Annotated in this window: 14 protein-coding genes and 1 tRNA gene; 6 read left to right on the top strand and 9 right to left on the bottom strand. The window is 67.0% G+C overall.

The annotated features are described in order from the left end of the window. Positions 1-15: 15 nt before the first annotated feature. The 3 genes from clpX to tig form a co-directional block, all read right to left on the bottom strand. On the bottom strand, positions 16-1281 hold the full coding sequence (gene clpX / locus ACAM57_RS13530) for an ATP-dependent Clp protease ATP-binding subunit ClpX (RefSeq protein ID WP_126023916.1): 1266 nt from the start codon (positions 1279-1281) through the stop codon (positions 16-18). 107 nt (positions 1282-1388) lie between these two features. Continuing rightward, a complete protein-coding gene (gene clpP, locus ACAM57_RS13525; RefSeq protein WP_126023915.1) occupies positions 1389-1997 on the bottom strand; it encodes an ATP-dependent Clp endopeptidase proteolytic subunit ClpP in 609 nt (202 codons plus the stop codon). A 115-nt stretch (positions 1998-2112) separates the two neighbouring features. Then, positions 2113-3429 carry a trigger factor gene (gene tig, locus ACAM57_RS13520; RefSeq protein WP_369662000.1) on the bottom strand — a complete coding sequence of 439 codons (1317 nt, stop codon included), beginning with the start codon at positions 3427-3429 and terminating at the stop codon, positions 2113-2115. A 266-nt stretch (positions 3430-3695) separates the two neighbouring features. Here tig and ACAM57_RS13515 point away from each other — a divergent pair, with 266 nt between their 5' ends. Then, positions 3696-4664 (top strand): tetratricopeptide repeat protein, encoded by a 969-nt coding sequence (locus tag ACAM57_RS13515; RefSeq protein WP_369661999.1) that lies wholly within the window; start codon positions 3696-3698, stop codon positions 4662-4664. Between the two features lie 70 nt (positions 4665-4734). Here ACAM57_RS13515 and ACAM57_RS13510 read toward each other — a convergent pair. The 4 genes from ACAM57_RS13510 to ACAM57_RS13495 all read right to left on the bottom strand — a co-directional run bounded on the left by ACAM57_RS13510 (position 4735) and on the right by ACAM57_RS13495 (position 11241). After that, positions 4735-4821 (bottom strand) — tRNA-Leu (locus tag ACAM57_RS13510). A gap of 104 nt (positions 4822-4925) precedes the next feature. Then, positions 4926-8084, bottom strand: coding sequence for an efflux RND transporter permease subunit (locus ACAM57_RS13505; RefSeq protein ID WP_369661998.1), 3159 nt, complete (start codon positions 8082-8084; stop codon positions 4926-4928). Further along, entirely contained in the window at positions 8081-9280 is a 1200-nt protein-coding gene (locus tag ACAM57_RS13500; protein WP_369661997.1) for an efflux RND transporter periplasmic adaptor subunit, read from the bottom strand. The genes ACAM57_RS13505 and ACAM57_RS13500 overlap by 4 nt, the downstream gene beginning before the upstream one ends. A 116-nt stretch (positions 9281-9396) precedes the next feature. Then, positions 9397-11241, bottom strand: a complete 1845-nt coding sequence (locus ACAM57_RS13495) for a potassium transporter Kup (protein ID WP_369662433.1) — start codon at positions 11239-11241, stop codon at positions 9397-9399. Positions 11242-11392: 151 nt separating this feature from the next. Between ACAM57_RS13495 and hpnC the strand changes: the two genes are divergently transcribed. From hpnC to ACAM57_RS13475, 4 genes are read left to right on the top strand one after another with little or no spacing between them, the layout of a single operon-like run. After that, positions 11393-12307, top strand: a complete 915-nt coding sequence (gene hpnC / locus ACAM57_RS13490; protein WP_369661996.1) for a squalene synthase HpnC — start codon at positions 11393-11395, stop codon at positions 12305-12307. After that, positions 12304-13143 carry a presqualene diphosphate synthase HpnD gene (hpnD, locus tag ACAM57_RS13485; protein ID WP_369661995.1) on the top strand — a complete coding sequence of 280 codons (840 nt, stop codon included), beginning with the start codon at positions 12304-12306 and terminating at the stop codon, positions 13141-13143. The genes hpnC and hpnD overlap by 4 nt, the downstream gene beginning before the upstream one ends. 2 nt (positions 13144-13145) lie before the next feature. Beyond that, complete coding sequence (gene hpnE / locus ACAM57_RS13480; protein ID WP_369661994.1) at positions 13146-14408, top strand: hydroxysqualene dehydroxylase HpnE; 1263 nt, start codon at positions 13146-13148, stop codon at positions 14406-14408. A gap of 9 nt (positions 14409-14417) precedes the next feature. After that, positions 14418-14726, top strand: coding sequence for a hypothetical protein (locus tag ACAM57_RS13475; RefSeq protein WP_369661993.1), 309 nt, complete (start codon positions 14418-14420; stop codon positions 14724-14726). A gap of 12 nt (positions 14727-14738) precedes the next feature. Here the strand turns inward: ACAM57_RS13475 and ACAM57_RS13470 are convergent, their stop codons facing one another. Next, positions 14739-15380, bottom strand: a complete 642-nt coding sequence (locus tag ACAM57_RS13470) for a LysE family translocator (RefSeq protein ID WP_369661992.1) — start codon at positions 15378-15380, stop codon at positions 14739-14741. Between the two features lie 130 nt (positions 15381-15510). Between ACAM57_RS13470 and ACAM57_RS13465 the strand changes: the two genes are divergently transcribed. Beyond that, a complete protein-coding gene (locus tag ACAM57_RS13465) occupies positions 15511-15816 on the top strand; it encodes an NIPSNAP family protein (protein WP_126023905.1) in 306 nt (101 codons plus the stop codon). 3 nt (positions 15817-15819) lie between these two features. Here ACAM57_RS13465 and ACAM57_RS13460 read toward each other — a convergent pair whose 3' ends face one another. Next, positions 15820-16551 carry an HAD family hydrolase gene (locus ACAM57_RS13460; protein ID WP_369661991.1) on the bottom strand — a complete coding sequence of 244 codons (732 nt, stop codon included), beginning with the start codon at positions 16549-16551 and terminating at the stop codon, positions 15820-15822. Positions 16552-16553: the final 2 nt, after the last annotated feature.

Raw genomic sequence — 16553 nt, 5'->3', positions numbered from 1 at the left:
TTCGCGTCTTTGGCTTTAAGCCTTTTTCGCCGCTTCGCGGTACACGAGCAGCGGGGGCTTGTTTTCGTCGATGGTCGATTCCTCGACCACCACCTTGTCGACATTGGTCGCGTTCGGCAACTCGAACATGGTGTCGATCAGCGACTGTTCAAGGATCGAGCGCAAACCGCGCGCACCGGTCTTGCGGGCCAGTGCCTTGCGGGCGATGGCCTTGAGTGCCGCCGGACGGATCTCGAGGTCCACGCCTTCCATCTGCAGCAGCTTGGTGAACTGCTTGACCACCGCGTTCTTCGGCTCGGTGAGGATCTGCACCAGCGCGTCCTCGCTGAGCTCGGCGAGCGAGGCGACCACGGGCATGCGGCCCACGAGTTCGGGGATCAGGCCGAACTTGATCAGGTCCTCAGGCTCCACTTCGCGGAACACTTCCGTGAGGCTACGCTGCTGCTTGCTCTTGACCGAAGCGCCGAAGCCAATGCCCGAGGCCTCGGTGCGGTTTTCGATGACCTTCTCCAGGCCCGCGAACGCGCCGCCGCAGATGAACAGGATGTTGGTCGTGTCGATCTGCAGGAAGTCCTGGTTCGGGTGCTTGCGCCCGCCCTGGGGCGGCACGCTGGCCATGGTGCCTTCGATCAGCTTCAGCAGCGCCTGCTGCACGCCCTCTCCCGACACGTCGCGCGTGATGGAAGGGTTGTCGGACTTGCGCGAGATCTTGTCGATTTCGTCGATGTAGACGATGCCGCGCTGCGCGCGCTCCACTTCGTAGTTGCAGCTCTGCAGCAGCTTCTGGATGATGTTCTCGACGTCCTCGCCGACATAGCCGGCCTCGGTCAGCGTGGTGGCGTCGGCCATCACGAAGGGCACGTCGAGCATGCGCGCCAGCGTCTGCGCCAGCAGCGTCTTGCCCGAACCCGTGGGGCCGATCAGCAGGATGTTGCTCTTGCTGAGCTCCACGTCGTCGCCCTTGGCCTTTTCCTTGTGGCGCAGGCGCTTGTAGTGGTTGTAGACGGCCACCGACAGCATGCGCTTGGCCGGCTCCTGGCCGATCACGTAGTTGTCGAGGTTGGCCTTGATCTCCAGCGGCGTCGGCAGGTCGCTGCGCGCCTCGCGCGCTTCCTCACCCGCCGGGAGTTCGTCGCGGATGATCTCGTTGCAAAGGTCGATGCACTCGTCGCAGATGAAGACCGAAGGGCCCGCGATCAGCTTCTTGACCTCGTGCTGGCTCTTGCCGCAGAACGAGCAATAAAGCGTTTTTTCGCTGGAGGAGCCTTTTTTATCGGCCATGGACTTTTGCCTCGTTACAGGGTAGGGACAATGATAACTAAACAAAAACGGCGTTTCCCGTGTGGAAAACGCCGTTTCTTGCCATTTGGCGCCAGCGGCGCCGGCGTTCAACCGCGCTTGGCGACGACCTGGTCCACCAGGCCGTAGTCCTTGGCCTCGTCGGCGGTCAGGAAATAGTCGCGTTCGGTATCGGCCTTGACCTTTTCCAGCGGCTGGCCGGTGCGTTCGGCCAGGATGCGGTTCATCTGGTCCTTGGTGCGCAGGATGTCGCGCGCGTGGATCTCGATGTCGGTCGCCTGGCCGCGTGCGCCGCCGAGCACCTGGTGGATCATGATCTTCGAATTGGGCAGCGAGAAGCGCTTGCCCTTTTCACCCGCCGCCAGCAAGAAGGCGCCCATGCTGGCCGCGAAGCCCAGGCACATGGTCGAAACGTCGGGCTTGATGAACTGCATGGTGTCGTAGATCGCCATGCCGGCGCTCACGCTGCCGCCCGGGGAGTTGATGTAGAAGGAAATGTCCTTGTCCGGGTTCTCGCTCTCGAGGAACAGCAGCTGGGCCACCACGAGGTTGGCGGTCTGGTCGTTGACCTCGCCCACCAGGAAAATGATGCGCTCCTTGAGAAGGCGCGAGTAGATGTCGTAAGACCGCTCGCCGCGGCCCGACTGCTCGATGACCATCGGGATCATGCCGAGGGCCTGGGTTTCCTGTGCGCTCATGAATTTGCTCTCCGAGAAATGGGATCGTTCGCTGTGTCTGAACTGTACGCCTGAGTGAAATGGGGCTCGTGCCGCAAAGCACAAGCCCCATCGGCGTAGCGGGCGGCCTGGGAGATCAGCCTTGCTGCTGAGCCATCAGTTCGTCGAACGAGACCGACTTTTCGTTGACCTTGGCCTTGCCCAGCACGAAATCGGTCACGTTGTTCTCGATGACCACGGCTTCGACCTCGGCCAGGCGGTTGTTGTCGCTGAAGTACCAGCGCACCACGTCGGCCGGCTTTTCGTAGCTGGCGGCCAGCTCGTCGATGTGCGCCTTGATCTGCTCGGGCTTGGCCTGCAGGTTGTTGGCACGCACCAGCTCGGCCACCACAAGGCCCAGGCGCACACGGCGCTCGGCTTGCGGACGGAACACTTCGTCGGGGATCGGAGCCTTGTCGGCGTCCTTGATGCCGCGCTGCTTCAGTTCGGCGCGGGCGCCTTCGACCATGCGGCTGACTTCCGACTGCACGCTGGCGTTGGGCAGGTCGAGCTCGGCGTTGGCCACCAGGGCGTCCATCACGGCGTTCTTGTTGCGCGCCAGCAGGCGGAACTTCACTTCGCGCTCGAGGTTACGCTTGATGTCGGCGCGCAGGCCTTCGACGGTGGCTTCGGCGATGCCGAGCGACTTGGCCAGCTGCTCGTTGACTTCGGGCAGGTGCGAGGCTTCGATCTTCTTCACGGTGACCATGAAGTCGGCCTGCTTGCCGGCCACGTCCTTGCCGTGGTAGTCGGCCGGGAACGACAGCGGGAAGGTGCGGCTGTCGCCCGACTTCATGCCGCGCACGGCGTCTTCGAATTCCTTGAGCATCTGGCCTTCGCCGACGACGAACTGGAAGTCTTCGGCCTTGCCGCCCTGGAAGGGCTCACCGTCGATCTTGCCTTCGAAGTCGACCGTCACGCGGTCACCGTCCTGGGCCACGGCGTCTTGCGCGCGCTGGGCGAAGGTACGGCGCTGCTTGCGCAGGATGTCCAGGGTCTTGTCGATGGCGTCTTCGCCGACTTCGGCCGACAGCTTCTCGACTTCGGCGCCCGACAGGTCGTTGATCTTGACGTCGGGAAACACTTCGAAGACGGCGTCGAAGGCCAGTTCGCCTTCCGGTGCATCTTCCTTCTCGGTGATGCGGGGCTGGCCGGCGACACGCAGCTTGGCCTCGTTGGCGGCTTGCGAGAAGGCTTCGCCGACCTTGTCGTTCATGACTTCGTAGTGCACCGAGTAGCCATAGCGCTGGGCCACGACGTTCATCGGCACCTTGCCGGGACGGAAACCGTCCATCTTGACGGTGCGCGCAAGCTTCTTGAGGCGCGAATCGACTTCGGACTGGATGGTGCCGACCGGCAGGGTCAGCGTGATCTTGCGTTCGAGCTTCTCGAGAGTTTCAACGGTCACGGTCATGATGTCTTCCTGGTAAGGGGGCTGGTGCGCGGGGCCTGCATCGTTCTTTGTCAATACAGATCAAGGACTTACACGCGCTCGCGGGATTTATGCGGCGGCACGTGCGTGCCGCCTGCAAAACTGGGCAACCCGCGATTCTAATCTGGCGGGAAAGCGGGTTTTCACGGGGTCGGAGTGCCGCGCGGCGGCGGTCAGGTTTGGCCAATATTCGGCTCGTAGAGTGACCATCGTCATCCTCCCCTACAGGAACGCACAGGAAAACTCTCATGCTCCAGCGAATGTTCGCCGCCCTCGCCTTTACCCTTGCCATGGCACTCGGCCTGCCCTCGCTCGCGCAGGCCGGGACCGACGCGACCGCGCCCAAGGATCCCACCATCCAGCAGATCTACGAAGCGGCCAACGGCGGGCGCATGTCCGATGCCGACGCCATGATCGCGAAGGTGCTGAAGGATCATCCCGACAGCGCCAAGGCCCATTTCGTCCACGCCGAACTGCTTGCGGCCGAAGGCAGGCTCGACGGCGCAAGGAGCGAACTGGCGAAGGCGAAGGCGCTGTCACCCGGCCTCGACTTCGCCAAGCCGGAAGCCGTCGAACGGCTCACGAACAAGCTCGACCGCCCCGCCCCACAGACGAGAAACACGTCTTCGCGCCTCGACGAGCCCGCCCCGGCGCCGCTGCGAACCGAAAGCAGGACGAGTTCCGTGCCGTGGATGCCCATCGCTCTCCTGGGGTTGCTGGTCGTCGGCTATCTCGCTTTCCGCAAACGGGTCGCGCCGCCGGCCGCGCCGGCCCAGCCCTCGTACGGTCCCGCCCCGGGCCCACAAGGCATGCCGGCGGGATACGGAAGCTACGGCTCCGGCCCCGGCTGGACGCCCGCGCCGCCGCCCGCGGCAAGCCCCGGCATGGGTCTGGGCTCCGCCCTTGCCACCGGTGCCGCGGTGGGCGTCGGCGCGGTCGTGGCCCAGGAAGCGGTGCGTCACTGGATGCACGACCGCAGCGACAACAGCATGTTCGACAGGGACAGCGGCACAACGACACGCATGGCCGACAGCGGCAACACCGAGATGGGCCGCAGCCTCTGGCCCTCGTCGTCCACGCCCTCGACCTCGCAGGAGCCCGAGCGCTTCGTCGATAACGATTTCGGCATCAAGGACACGAGCTCCTGGGACGACGCAAGCAGCAGCGGCGGCGGCAGCTTCGACAGCGATAGCGGCAGCAGCGACAACGACTGGTGAAAAGAAAAAGCCCCGTTCCTTTCGAAACGGGGCTTCATACTGCTCGATAGATCAGGCTACATAGCAGGGCTGGTGCGCGGGGCCGGACTCGAACCGGCACGTTCTTGCGAACGTCAGGACCTAAACCTGGTGCGTCTACCAATTTCGCCACCCGCGCGATGCCAATCTTTTTTCAGGTGAATGCAAAAGCGGACGGGCTTTTCGCACCACGGATTCCCGTGGGCCAAAGACCATCCGCTTGAAATCGGTCAGCCAGCGATTTTAAACGCTAATCGGGGCCGCTTCCGGCTCGCGCTTCACACGGAATGCGGCGGCATACATCGCCGGCAGCGCCAGCAGGGTCAATACCGTTGCCACGATCAGCCCGCCCATGATGGCGACGGCCATCGGCCCCCAGAACACGCTGCGCGACAGCGGGATCATCGCCAGTACCGCCGCGGCCGCGGTCAGCACGATGGGCCGCAGGCGGCGTACCGCCGACTCCACGATCGCGTCCCACGCCGGCACACCCGCCGCGCGGTCGAGCTCGATCTGGTCGATCAGGATCACCGCGTTGCGCTGGATCATGCCCATCAGCGCGATCACACCAAGCAGTGCGACGAAGCCGAAGGGCCGGTTCAGCACCAGCAGCGCGCCCGCCACGCCGGCGATGCCCATCGGGCCGGTAATGAACACCAGCAGCGAGCGGCTGAAGCTGTGCAGCTGCAGCATCAGCAGCGTGAACACCAGGAACAGCATGATCGGCACGCCCGCCACGATGGAGGCCGAGCCCTTGCTGCTTTCCTCCACCGCCCCGGCTACCTCGATGCGGTAGGCGCCCTGCCCGGCCGCGACCCAGCCGGCTTCCAGCTCGCGCAGCTTCGGAAGCAGCTGATCGGTCACGGTCGCGCCCTGCAGGCCCTCGACCACGTCGCCCTGCACGGTGATGGCGTAGTCGCGGTTCTCGCGCCACATCACGCCCGGCTCCCAGGTGAACACCGGCTTGGCGATCTGCGTGAGCGGGATCGAGCGACCCGAGGCCGTCGGGATGTAGGCGTTGCCGATGTCCGAGATGGCCTGGCGCTCGTCGGGCGCCTGGCGCAGCACGATGTCGATCAGCAGGTCGTTCTCGCGGTACTGGCCCACGGTGGTGCCGCTGAACATGGTCTTGGAAGCCTGCGCGATGGCCTGGCTGGTCACGCCGAGCGCGCGCGCCTTGGCCTGGTCGATCTCGAGGCGGATCACCTTCACCGATTCGTTCCAGTTGTCGTTCACGCCGCGCATGTTGGCGTTGTCGCGCAGCACGGCCTTCACCTCGTCCGCATGGCCGCGCAGCAGCGCCGGGTCGGGGCCGATCACGCGGAACTGCACCGGGTACGGCACCGGCGGCCCGTTGGGCAGCAGCTTGACGCGGCCGCGCACCTCGGGGAATTCCTGCGCCAGCACCTGCGGCAGCTTGATGCGCAGGGTCTCGCGCACCTTCAGGTCCTTGGCCAGCACGATCAGCTGCGAGACGTTGGTCTGCGGAAACACCTGGTCCAGCGGCAGGTAGAAGCGCGGCACGCCGGAGCCGATCCAGGTGCTGACGGTGCTCACGCCGGCCTCCTGCATCACACGCTTCTCGACGCGCCTGGCCACTTCCTCGTTCGCGGTGAACGAGGTGCCCTCGGGGAACCAGAGGTCGACCAGGATTTCCGGCCGGCTCGAATCCGGGAAGAACTGCTGCTGCACCTTGCCCATGCCGACGATGCCCAGCGCGAAGATCAGCACCGTGGCGCCGATGGTCATCCAGCGGTGCTGCACGCACCAGTTCACCGAGCGGCGGAAGGCGTTGTAGAACGGCGTGTCGAAGAGCTCGTGCGGCGGCGCGTTCGCGTCGTGCGGCTTCACCTTGAGCAGCAGCGTGCCGAGGTAGGGCACGAAGTACACCGAGACGATCCACGACAGCACCAGCGCGATCACCGTCACCGCGAAGATGGCGAATGTGTACTCGCCCGTCACCGACTTGGCGATGCCGATCGGCAGGAAGCCCGCCGCGGTGATGAGCGTGCCCGTGAGCATCGGCTTGGCCGTCACGTCGTAGGCGAAGGTGGCTGCGCGGACCTTGTCGTAGCCCTCCTCCATCTTCCGCACCATCATCTCGACCGCGATGATGGCGTCGTCCACCAGCAGGCCCAGCGCGATGATGAGCGAGCCCAGCGATATCTTGTGCAGCCCGATGCCGAAGTAGTTCATCGCCAGGAAGGTCACGGCCAGCACCAGCGGAATGGTGATGGCCACCACCAGGCCCGGGCGCATGTCGATGTACCAGCCGAAGCGCCCGCCCTTGTGCAGCCCGAGCGAGATGATGCTCACGGCCAGCACGATGGCCACGGCCTCGATCAGCACACCCACGAACTCGTTCACCGAGCTCGCCACCGCCACCGGCTGGTCCTGCACCTGCGCCAGCTTCACGCCGGCCGGCAGCCGCTGCCCGATGGTCACGGCGGTCGCCTTCAGCGCCTTGCCCAGCGCGATGATGTCCCCGCCCTTGGCCATCGACACGCCCAGGCCGATCACTTCCTTGCCTTGGTGATGCATCTTGACCGAGGGCGGATCGACATAGCCGCGGTGGATGTCGGCGATGTCGCCGAGCTTGAGCTGGTTGCCCGAGCTGCCGCGGATGGGCATCTCGCGCAGCTGGTCGACGCTGGTGAACTGGCCGGCCACGCGCACCTGCACCACGTCGAGCGGCGACTGGATGGTGCCCGCGCTCTCGATGGCGTTCTGCGAGCCGAGCTGCGAGAGCACCGCGTTGAAATCGAGCCCCAGCTGCGCCAGGCGCTTCTGCGATATCTCGATGTAGACCTTCTCGTCCTGCACGCCGAACTGGTCGACCTTGGCCACGTCCTTCACGCGCAGCAGCTGCTGGCGCACGTCATCGGCCAGCGTCTTGAGCTCGGCATAGCTGAAGCCGTCGCTCTCCAGCGCGTAGATCACGCCGTAGACGTCGCCGAAGTCGTCATTGAAGAACGGTCCCTGCACGCCGGCGGGCAGCGTGGCACGCATGTCGCCGATCTTCTTGCGCACCGTGTACCAGACGTTGGCCACCTCGGTGGACTTCGACGAGTCCTTGATGTTGAAGATGATCTGAGACTCGCCGGGCTTCGAGTAGCTGCGGATCTTGTCGGCGTACGGGGCCTCCTGCAGCGTGCGCTCGAGCTTGTCGGTGACCTGCTCGGCCACCTGCTGCGCGGTGGCGCCGGGCCAGTAGGTGCGCACCACCATCGCGCGGAAGGTGAACGGCGGGTCCTCGTCCTGCCCGAGCTGGAAGTACGCGAAGGCGCCCAGCACCATCAGCACCACCATCAGGTAGCGCGTGAGGGGCGCGTGGTCCAGCGCCCATTTGGAGAGATTGAAGCCGGAGGGCTTGTCGTTGGGGTTCGCCGCGCCGCCGCTCATTTGGCGGCACCCGCTGCGATCTCCTTGTTCGTCGCCGCGACAGCCGTGACGGGCTGGGCCGACTCCTTGGCACCTGCGTTGGCGGCGGCCGCGGCCGCCTCGCGAGACTGGTAGATGGTGACCTTCTGCCCCGGCGACAGCACATGCACGCCGGCGGCCACGACCATCATGCCGGGCGAGATGCCGCCGGCGATCACGGCTTCATTGCCGTCGGCGGTGGCCACCTGCACGGGCTGCGAGCGCACCGTCATCGTCGACTTGTCGAGCACCCACACCGACGTGCCCTTGCCTTCCTGGCGCAGCGCGCTGGTCGGCAGCTTCATCACCGCGGCACCGGCGTGCGCCAGCGCCTGGGGACGCGCATAGACCGTGGCGCCCAGAGGGGGCGCGGTAGCGGCGTCGATGGAAACCTTGACCGAGTAGGTGCGCGTGACGGCATCGGCGCTGGCCGCCACCTCTCGCACCTGGCCCTGCAGTTCATTGCCGCCGGACCAGCCGCGCACCGTGACGGGCGAGCCGGTCTTGATCAGCGTGGCGCGGTCTTCAGGCACCGCGAACACCACGTCGCGCGAGCCGTCCTGGGCGATGCGCACGACCGGTGTGCCGGCCTGCACGACCTGGCCGGGCTCGGCCTCGATGGCGGTGACGATGCCGGCCACGTCGGCCACCAGCGTCGTGTAGTTGGCCTGGTTGCCCTGCGAGGCCAGTTGCGCCTGCGCCTGCTCGAGCTGAGCCTGCGCGGCCTTCCAGGTGGTTTCGCGGCGCTCCAGCTCGGCGCCGCTGATGAAGTTCTGCGACCGCAGTTCGGTGTAGCGCTTGAGGTCTGCAGCCGCGAGGTCACGATTGGTCAGCGCCGCGGCCTGCTGGGCCCGTGCGGCTTCGGCGGCAAGGCGGTAGTCCTGCGGATCGAGCTGGGCCAGAACCTGCCCGGCCTGCACATGCTGGCCGAGCTCGGCCTGGCGCTTCGTGATCTTGCCCCCCACGCGGAAGCCCAGGCGCGATTCGACGCGAGCTCGCACCTCGGCCGAGAACTCGGGCTGGGCATCGAATTCGCTAGTCCCCACGGTCACGAATTTGACCGCCCGCACCGGGTCTTCGGCCGCGGGCTTTGGAGAGCAGCCGGCCAGCAGCACGGCGGGAAGCAGCAGCCAGGCGGCGCTGCGCACACGGAACGGGGAGACGGTGGAGGCGGTCATGAGACACCCTGGTAGGACGAACCGGGCCATTACTGACCCACTGGTTAGTAATCTAGGGTAAACGTGAACCAGTGTCAATGACCCGTTGGTCACTAGGGCGGCCGGCCGCCGAAAAACTAGGTGCGCTGGCCCATCTCCACGAGACGGTTGTCGGGCAGTTCAAAGTAGTCGGATGCCCGGCCTGCGTTGCGCTGCAGCCAGCCGAAAAGCGCCCGCCGGATCGGGTTCATGCCCGGCAGGTTCTCCTCGCCCACCGAGGCGCGCGAGACGAAGTACGAGGTCTTCATCGAATCGATCGCCAGCGTCTTCTGGTAGGCCAGGATGCGGATGAATTCCGGCACGTCGGGCCGCTCCATGAAGCCGTGGCGCGCCGTGACCATCCAGATGCCCTCCATCAGCTGCTCGGCCTCGATGCGGATGCGCGCGTCGACGCGCGGCGTGTCGCAGGCCAGCACGCGCAGCACGATCACCTGCTCGTGCAGCACCTGGTTGTGCTTGAGGTTGTGCAGCAGCGCATGCGGCACCGCCGTGGCATCGGGGTTCAGGAACACGGCCGTTCCGCTCACCCGGTGCGGCATGTGCTGCGCCAGCGACTCGACGAAGGGCCGCAGCGGCAGGCTCTCGGCCGCGGCAGCCTCCAGCCCCAGCCGGCGCCCCTTCGACCAGGTGGTGAAGAGCACCATCACCACGGCCGCCACCGCCAGCGTGAGCCAGCCGCCCTCGGCCACCTTCAGGCTGTTGGCGATCACGAAGGTCAGGTCGACCACCGCGAAGGCCGTCACGCCGATCACCACCGCCACCTTGTTCCAGCGCCACAGGCCCCAGGCCACGATGCCGGCCAGAAGCGTCGTCGTCACCATCGTGATCGACACCGCGATGCCGTATGCCGCCGACAGCGCCCCCGAACTGCGAAAGCCCAGCACCAGCAGCAGCACGCCCACCATCAGCAGCCAGTTGACCGCCGGCACGTAGATCTGCCCGATGGCCGCGCCCGAAGTCTGAATCACCCGCATGCGAGGCAGGTAGCCCATGCGCATGGCATGCGCCGTGAGCGAGAACGCGCCCGAAATCACCGCCTGCGAGGCGATCACGGTCGCCATCGCGGCCAGCACCACCATCGGCAGCACGCCCCACGAGGGAAAGAGCCGGAAGAACGGGTTGTCGATGGCCGCCGGGTTCGCCAGCACCAGCGCGCCCTGCCCGAAGTAGTTCAGCACCAGCCCCGGTAGCGCGATGAAGAGCCACGCCAGCCGGATCGGCTTCGCGCCGAAATGCCCCATGTCGGCATACAGCGCCTCGCCGCCCGTGAAAGCCAGGAACACCGCGCCCAGCACCGCCAGCGACTGCGCCCGGTGCTCGATCAGGAAGCCGAAGGCGCGCCGCGGATCGAGCGCCGCCAGCACCTGCGGCTGCTGCAGCACCTGCCACGCGCCGGCCGCCGCCAGCACGATGAACCACAGCAGCATGACCGGCCCGAATATCTTGCCCACCGTGCCGGTGCCCTTCTTCTGCACCATGAAAAGCGCGATCAGGATCGCCACCGTGATCGGCAGCACCGCGCGCTGCAGCACCGGCGCCTGCACCTCCAGCCCCTCGACCGCCGACAGCACCGAGATGGCCGGCGTGATCAGGCTGTCGCCGTAGAACATGGCCGCACCCACCAGGCCCAGCAGCCCGATGGCGTTCCACACCCACGGCTTTGTCTTCGGCCCCGCGACGGCGCTGCGCGCGAGCGCCTGCAGCGCCAGAATGCCGCCCTCGCCATCGTGGTCGGCGCGCAGCACGAACACCACGTACTTCAGCGTGACCACGAACATCAGCCCCCAGAAGATCAGCGAGAGCAGCCCCAGCACCGAATCGGGCGTGAACGGCACGCCGTGTTCGGGGTTCATCGTTTCCTTGAAGGCGTACAGCGGCGAGGTGCCGATGTCGCCGAACACGACGCCCAGCGCCGCCACCATGAGCGCCGGGCCCGTCGGGTGCGCCGCCTCGCCGTACGCAGAAACCTGGGACCCGGAAGCCGGAGCGGATGCTTTCATGAAGCGGGGAGTTCGTAGTGGCGACGCTGCGAGCATAGTGCGGGGGCATTGCGCCGTCGCGGACAATCGTGGCGTGTCCGCCACTCCCCAACATGCCGCGCCGCCTGCGCACTACGAGAACTTCCCCGTAGCCTCGTGGCTGTGCCCGCCGCATCTGCGCCCGCCGATCGCGGCGATCTACCACTTCGCGCGCACCGCCGACGACATCGCCGACGAAGGCAGCGCCTCGCCCGCCGAGCGCCTGGCCGACCTGCGCGCCTATCGCGCAGAACTCGCCTCGGCTGCCCGCGGCGAAGTGCTGCCCGGATCGCGCTGGCCCCAGGTCTTCGGTCCGCTGGCCCACAGCATCGCCCGCCACGGCCTGCCCGAAGACCTGCTCGCCGACCTGCTGAGCGCCTTCATGCAGGACATCGAGAAAACCCGCGACCGCGGCACCTACGCCGACCGCGCCGAACTGCTCGACTACTGCCGCCGCTCCGCCAATCCCGTCGGGCGCCTGCTGCTGCATCTCTACGGCGTGCACGACGCCGAGGCCCTGGCGCAGAGCGACGCGATCTGCAGCGCGCTGCAGCTCATCAATTTCTGGCAGGACCCGAGTGTCGACCTTCCGCGCGGCCGCTTCTACTTTCCGCTGACCGACTGCGACCGGCGCGGCCTCTCGCCCGAGCACTTCAAGGTCTTCGCGCCGCTCTCGCGCGCGGAGCCTCCGCAGGAAGCTATCAATCTGATAGCAGTCGTGTCTTACTGGGCGCGCGAACTCATGAACGAGGGCGCCCCCCTCGTGCACCGCCTGCCCGGCCGCGCCGGCTGGGAGCTGCGCCTCGTGGTGCAGGGCGGCCTGCGCATCCTCGACAAGATCCAGGACCTGGGCTTCGACACCTTCACGCAGCGCCCCGCCATCGGCAAGCTCGACGCGCCGGTGCTGCTCTGGAAGGCCGTGCGGATGCGGAGACAATCACGCCCCATGAAAGCAGCGCCTCCCCGATGACCCCCGAGCAATACGTGCAAGACAAGGCCGCCGCCTCGGGCAGCAGTTTCTATTACGCCTTCCTGTTCCTTCCCAAGCCGCGCCGCGCCGCGATCACCGCCTTCTATGCCTTCTGCCGGGAAGTCGACGACGTGGTCGACGAGGTCAGCGACCTCGGCGTGGCCGCCACCAAGCTCGCCTGGTGGCGCACCGAGGTCTCGCAGTCCTTCGCGGGCACGCCGCGCCATCCGGTGATGCAGGCGCTGATGCCGCATGCCGCGGCTTATGGCATCGAGGCACGCCAGCTCAACGAGGTGATCGACGGCTGCCAGATGGACCTCGAACAGACGCGCTACCTCGACTTCCAGGGCCTCTCTCGCTATTGCCACCTCGTGGCCGGCGTGGTCGGCGAGGTCGCCGCCCGCATCTTCGGCCAGACCGACGCCCAGACCACCGCTTACGCCCACAAGCTGGGCCTGGCGCTGCAGCTCACCAACATCCTGCGCGACGTGGGCGAGGACGCGCTGCGCGGCCGCATCTACCTGCCGGTCAACGAACTGCAGAAGTTCGACGTGAAGGCGCACGAGATCCTGAACCGCGTGCACTCCGAGCGTTTCGTCGAACTCATGAAGTTCCAGGCCGCCCGCGCCCACGCCGCCTACGACGAAGCGCTCGCCCTGCTCCCCCGGGCCGACCGCCGCTCGCAGAAGCCCGGCCTGATGATGGCCAGCATCTACCGCACCCTGCTGCGGGAGATCGAACGCGACAACTTCCAGGTGCTGAACCAGCGCGTGAGCCTGACGCCGGTGCGCAAGTTCTGGCTGGCGTGGAAGGTTCAGGCCCTCGGACGAATCTGAGCTTGACCAGGAAGAAGACCGCCGTCATCGGCGCCGGCTGGGCCGGCCTTGCCTGCGCGGTAGAGGCCACGCGGCTCGGCCATGCCGTCACGCTGTTCGAGGCGGCGCACATGCCGGGCGGCCGGGCGCGGCGTGTCGACAACATGCACGGGCTGGCGCTGGACAACGGCCAGCACATCCTGATCGGTGCGTACACCGCCACGCTGCAGCTGATGCGCGACGTCGGCGTCGATGTCGAAGGCGTGCTGCTGCGGCTGCCTCTTTCGCTGCGCTTTGCCGATGGCGGCGGGCTGAAGCTGCCTCGGCTGCCTGCGCCGCTCGACCTGCTGGCGGGCATCTTCACGGCGCGGGGCTGGACGTGGCGCGACAAGTCGTCGTTGCTGCGCACCGCCATCGGCTGGAGGCTTTCGGGCTTTCGCTGTGCCGGCGGCACGACGGTTGCCGATCTGTGCGCCGGGCTCACTCCGCGCGTGATGCGGGAGCTGATCGAACCGCTGTGCGTTTCGGCGCTCAACACGCCCGTGGCGCAGTCGAGCGGCGAAGTCTTCCTGCGCGTGCTGAAGGACGCGCTCTTCAGCGGAAGCGGCGGCGCCGACCTGTTGCTGCCGCGCGCCGACTTGGGCGCGCTGCTGCCCGATGCCGCGATCCGCTGGCTGACACGGCAAGGCGCCACGGTGCGCATCGGCACGCGCGTGCGTGCCATCGCATCCGAAGCCGGGCAGTGGCTGGTCGACGGAGACGCTTTCGATCAGCTCGTGCTGGCCTGCGCTCCGTGGGATGCAGCACGGCTGGTCCGCGCCTCGGGCCTGCCGGCGGATCGCTGGTGCGAGACCACCGAGGCGCTGCGCTTCGAGGCCATCGCCACTGTCTACGTGCGCGGCGCCAGGCCGCTTGCGGAGCCGATGCTCGCGCTGCGCAGCCATCCGGCCACGGCGCCGGCCCAGTTCGTTTTCGACAGGAGCCAACTCGGCGGCCTGCAGGGCGTGCTCGCGATGGTCGTGAGCGCGAACGAGGCATCGCGCGAGGTGCTGGAAGAAAAGGTCATCGCGCAAGCCGCCGCGCAGCTGGGCCAATCGAACCTGCAACTGGTGCAGACCGTGGTCGAGAAGCGCGCCACCTTCGCCTGCACGCCCGGCCTCGTGCGGCCGTCATCGTCCATCGCGCCGGGCCTGCAGGCCTGCGGCGACTACATCGAAGGCCCCTACCCCGCCACGCTCGAAGGCGCGGTGCTCAGCGGGCTCGCCGCCGCCAGATCATTGAACTGAATCGACGCCATGACGACCGGACTGCGCTATCTCGACTTCGACTACAGCGAAGACACCGAAGGCCACGGCACCTTCGACGCCATGGCCTCGACCTCGCCCGACAAGACGCCCGAAGTACGGGCCGAAGTCGCCCGCGTACTGGCCTGGGCCGAGGCCGCCTTTCCGGATGCACGCGGCGCCCTCGACGAAGGCGGCCTGTGGGGCTACGACCTGCAGCAATCGAGCGAGGACGATCCGCGCTACGACACTATTACCCTCTCGATCAGCGGCACCGCCGACTTCTGCACGGCGCTGCGCGAGCGCTTCGGGCTCGACTGAGAAAAGGCGAGATCAGGCCGCCTTGTTGCGCAGCCGAAGCAGGCTAAGCCCCAGCAGCACGAAGGCCCCGCCCGACACCTTGTTGAAGATGCGCGTGCGGCGCGGATCGGAAAGCTGCTTGCGCAACAGGCGCGCCAGCAGCACATAGAACGAGTGGGCGACCACCGAGGCAGCGGCGAAGGTGCCGGTCAGCACCGCGAACTGCGTGAGGATGGGTGCGTCCTGCGTCAGGAACTGCGGGAACAGGGCCGAGAAGAAAAGGATGCCCTTGGGATTGGTCAGCGCGACCGTCATCCCGTGGCCGAAGAGGCGCCAGCTCGAACGCGGAGTGCCGTCGGACGGACCGCCCTGCACGTCGGCGAAAACGCTGCCCTGGCTGCGCCATTGCTTGATGCCCAGGTAGATCAGGTAGGCCGCACCGGCCAGCTTCAGCACCATGAAGGCATGCGCCGAGGTGGAGAGCACCACGCCCAACCCCGCCATCGCAGCGGCCGACACCATGAAAAGCCCGGCAGCGTTGCCCAGCGAACTGATCATTGCCCGTCGCGGGCCGACGCTCATCGAGTTCGAGACCGCGAGCAGCACGGCCGGCCCGGGTGTGAAGACGACGAGCAGCGTGACGCCGCAAAACAGAAGCCAGTTGGAGAGATGCACTTCGGGGTTCCTGTCCGGCGCAAGGCCGCGGAGGTTTGGGACAACAGCCCGGAAACTATAGTCAGCCCCGCGCGCGGCTGCATACGCCGCGCCAATACCCCTCTACCCCCATCCCGAAAGACGGACTCCCATGGTCACCTGCTACCTGCGCTACATCGTCGACGCCTACAAGCTCAAGGAATTCGAGCACTACGGCAAGCTCTGGATTCCGCTGGTCGAGAAGTTCGGCGGCAAGCACCACGGCTACTTCCTGCCCTCGGAGGGCACGAACAACGTGGCGCTGGCGATGTTCACATTCCCGAGCCTGGCCGCCTATGAGAAGTACCGTGCCGACTCGATGCAGGACCCGGAATGCCAGGCCGCATTCAAGTACGCGGAGGAAACCCGCTGCATCGTGAGCTACGAGCGCAGCTTCTTCAGACCAGTCTTCGCCTAGCCCTCAGCCGCCCAGCGCCACGCACAGCGCGTGCAGGTTGGGCACGATCAGCTGCGGCCGCGCACCGTGCACCCAGGGCCGCTCGTCCCGCACCAGCCAGGCGGCCTGCATGCCGGCGTTGAGCGCGCCGACCACGTCCAGCTCGGCATCGTCGCCCACGTGCAGCACGTCCCTGGGCAGCAGGCCGACCGATGCGGCCGCGGCGCGGAAGATCGGCGCGTGCGGCTTGCCGCTGCCGAAGGCGCGCGCGTTGAAGGCGGTGCGGAACCAGCGGCCCACGCCGGTCTTCTGGATGTCGGCGTTGCCGTTGGAGATCGCCACCAGCGGATAGCGCTCGCTGAGCCACTTCAGCGCCGGAAGCGCGTCGTCGTAGAGCGTCACGCGCTGGCGCTCGGCAAAGAAGACGTCGAAGGCCGGGTCGGCCAGCGCCGGGTCTTCGCCGGCCCGCACGAGCGCTGTGCGGATCGATTCGCGGCGCAGCGCGCTCAGGTCATGCGCGAGATCCGAACGCTCCTTGGCGGTGGCTTCGCGCAGCTCACGCAGGATGCCCGGCGTCATCAGCAGGCTGGCCGTCTTGGGCGCCTCGCGCAGCAGCCACGCATGCAGCACGGCCTCGGCGCGTTCGATGGTCGGCCAGATCGGCCAGAGGGTGTCGTCGAGGTCCAGCGAGATCGCCGAGATGCGCTTGAGATCGAGAGGCGCGGCGCCCGCGGGCGCCGGGGAAGCGGAAGTCATGC

Source organism: Variovorax sp. V15 (assembly GCF_041154425.1).
Taxonomy (GTDB): domain Bacteria; phylum Pseudomonadota; class Gammaproteobacteria; order Burkholderiales; family Burkholderiaceae_C; genus Variovorax; species Variovorax guangxiensis.
Note: the sequence above shows the minus strand (reverse complement) of the source record. Positions and strands in the feature narration are given on the sequence as shown.

Bases quoted from the DNA above. Each gene is read 5' to 3' on its own strand.
- clpX (WP_126023916.1), bottom strand. From the start codon at position 1,281: ATGGCCGATAAAAAAGGCTCCTCCAGCGAAAAAACGCTTTATTGCTCG.
- clpP (WP_126023915.1), bottom strand. From the start codon at position 1,997: ATGAGCGCACAGGAAACCCAGGCCCTCGGCATGATCCCGATGGTCATC.
- tig (WP_369662000.1), bottom strand. From the start codon at position 3,429: ATGACCGTGACCGTTGAAACTCTCGAGAAGCTCGAACGCAAGATCACG.
- ACAM57_RS13515 (WP_369661999.1), top strand. From the start codon at position 3,696: ATGCTCCAGCGAATGTTCGCCGCCCTCGCCTTTACCCTTGCCATGGCA.
- ACAM57_RS13505 (WP_369661998.1), bottom strand. From the start codon at position 8,084: ATGAGCGGCGGCGCGGCGAACCCCAACGACAAGCCCTCCGGCTTCAAT.
- ACAM57_RS13500 (WP_369661997.1), bottom strand. From the start codon at position 9,280: ATGACCGCCTCCACCGTCTCCCCGTTCCGTGTGCGCAGCGCCGCCTGG.
- ACAM57_RS13495 (WP_369662433.1), bottom strand. From the start codon at position 11,241: ATGGTGGCGGCGCTGGGCGTCGTGTTCGGCGACATCGGCACCTCGCCG.
- hpnD (WP_369661995.1), top strand. From the start codon at position 12,304: ATGACCCCCGAGCAATACGTGCAAGACAAGGCCGCCGCCTCGGGCAGC.
- ACAM57_RS13475 (WP_369661993.1), top strand. From the start codon at position 14,418: ATGACGACCGGACTGCGCTATCTCGACTTCGACTACAGCGAAGACACC.
- ACAM57_RS13465 (WP_126023905.1), top strand. From the start codon at position 15,511: ATGGTCACCTGCTACCTGCGCTACATCGTCGACGCCTACAAGCTCAAG.
- ACAM57_RS13460 (WP_369661991.1), bottom strand. From the start codon at position 16,551: ATGACTTCCGCTTCCCCGGCGCCCGCGGGCGCCGCGCCTCTCGATCTC.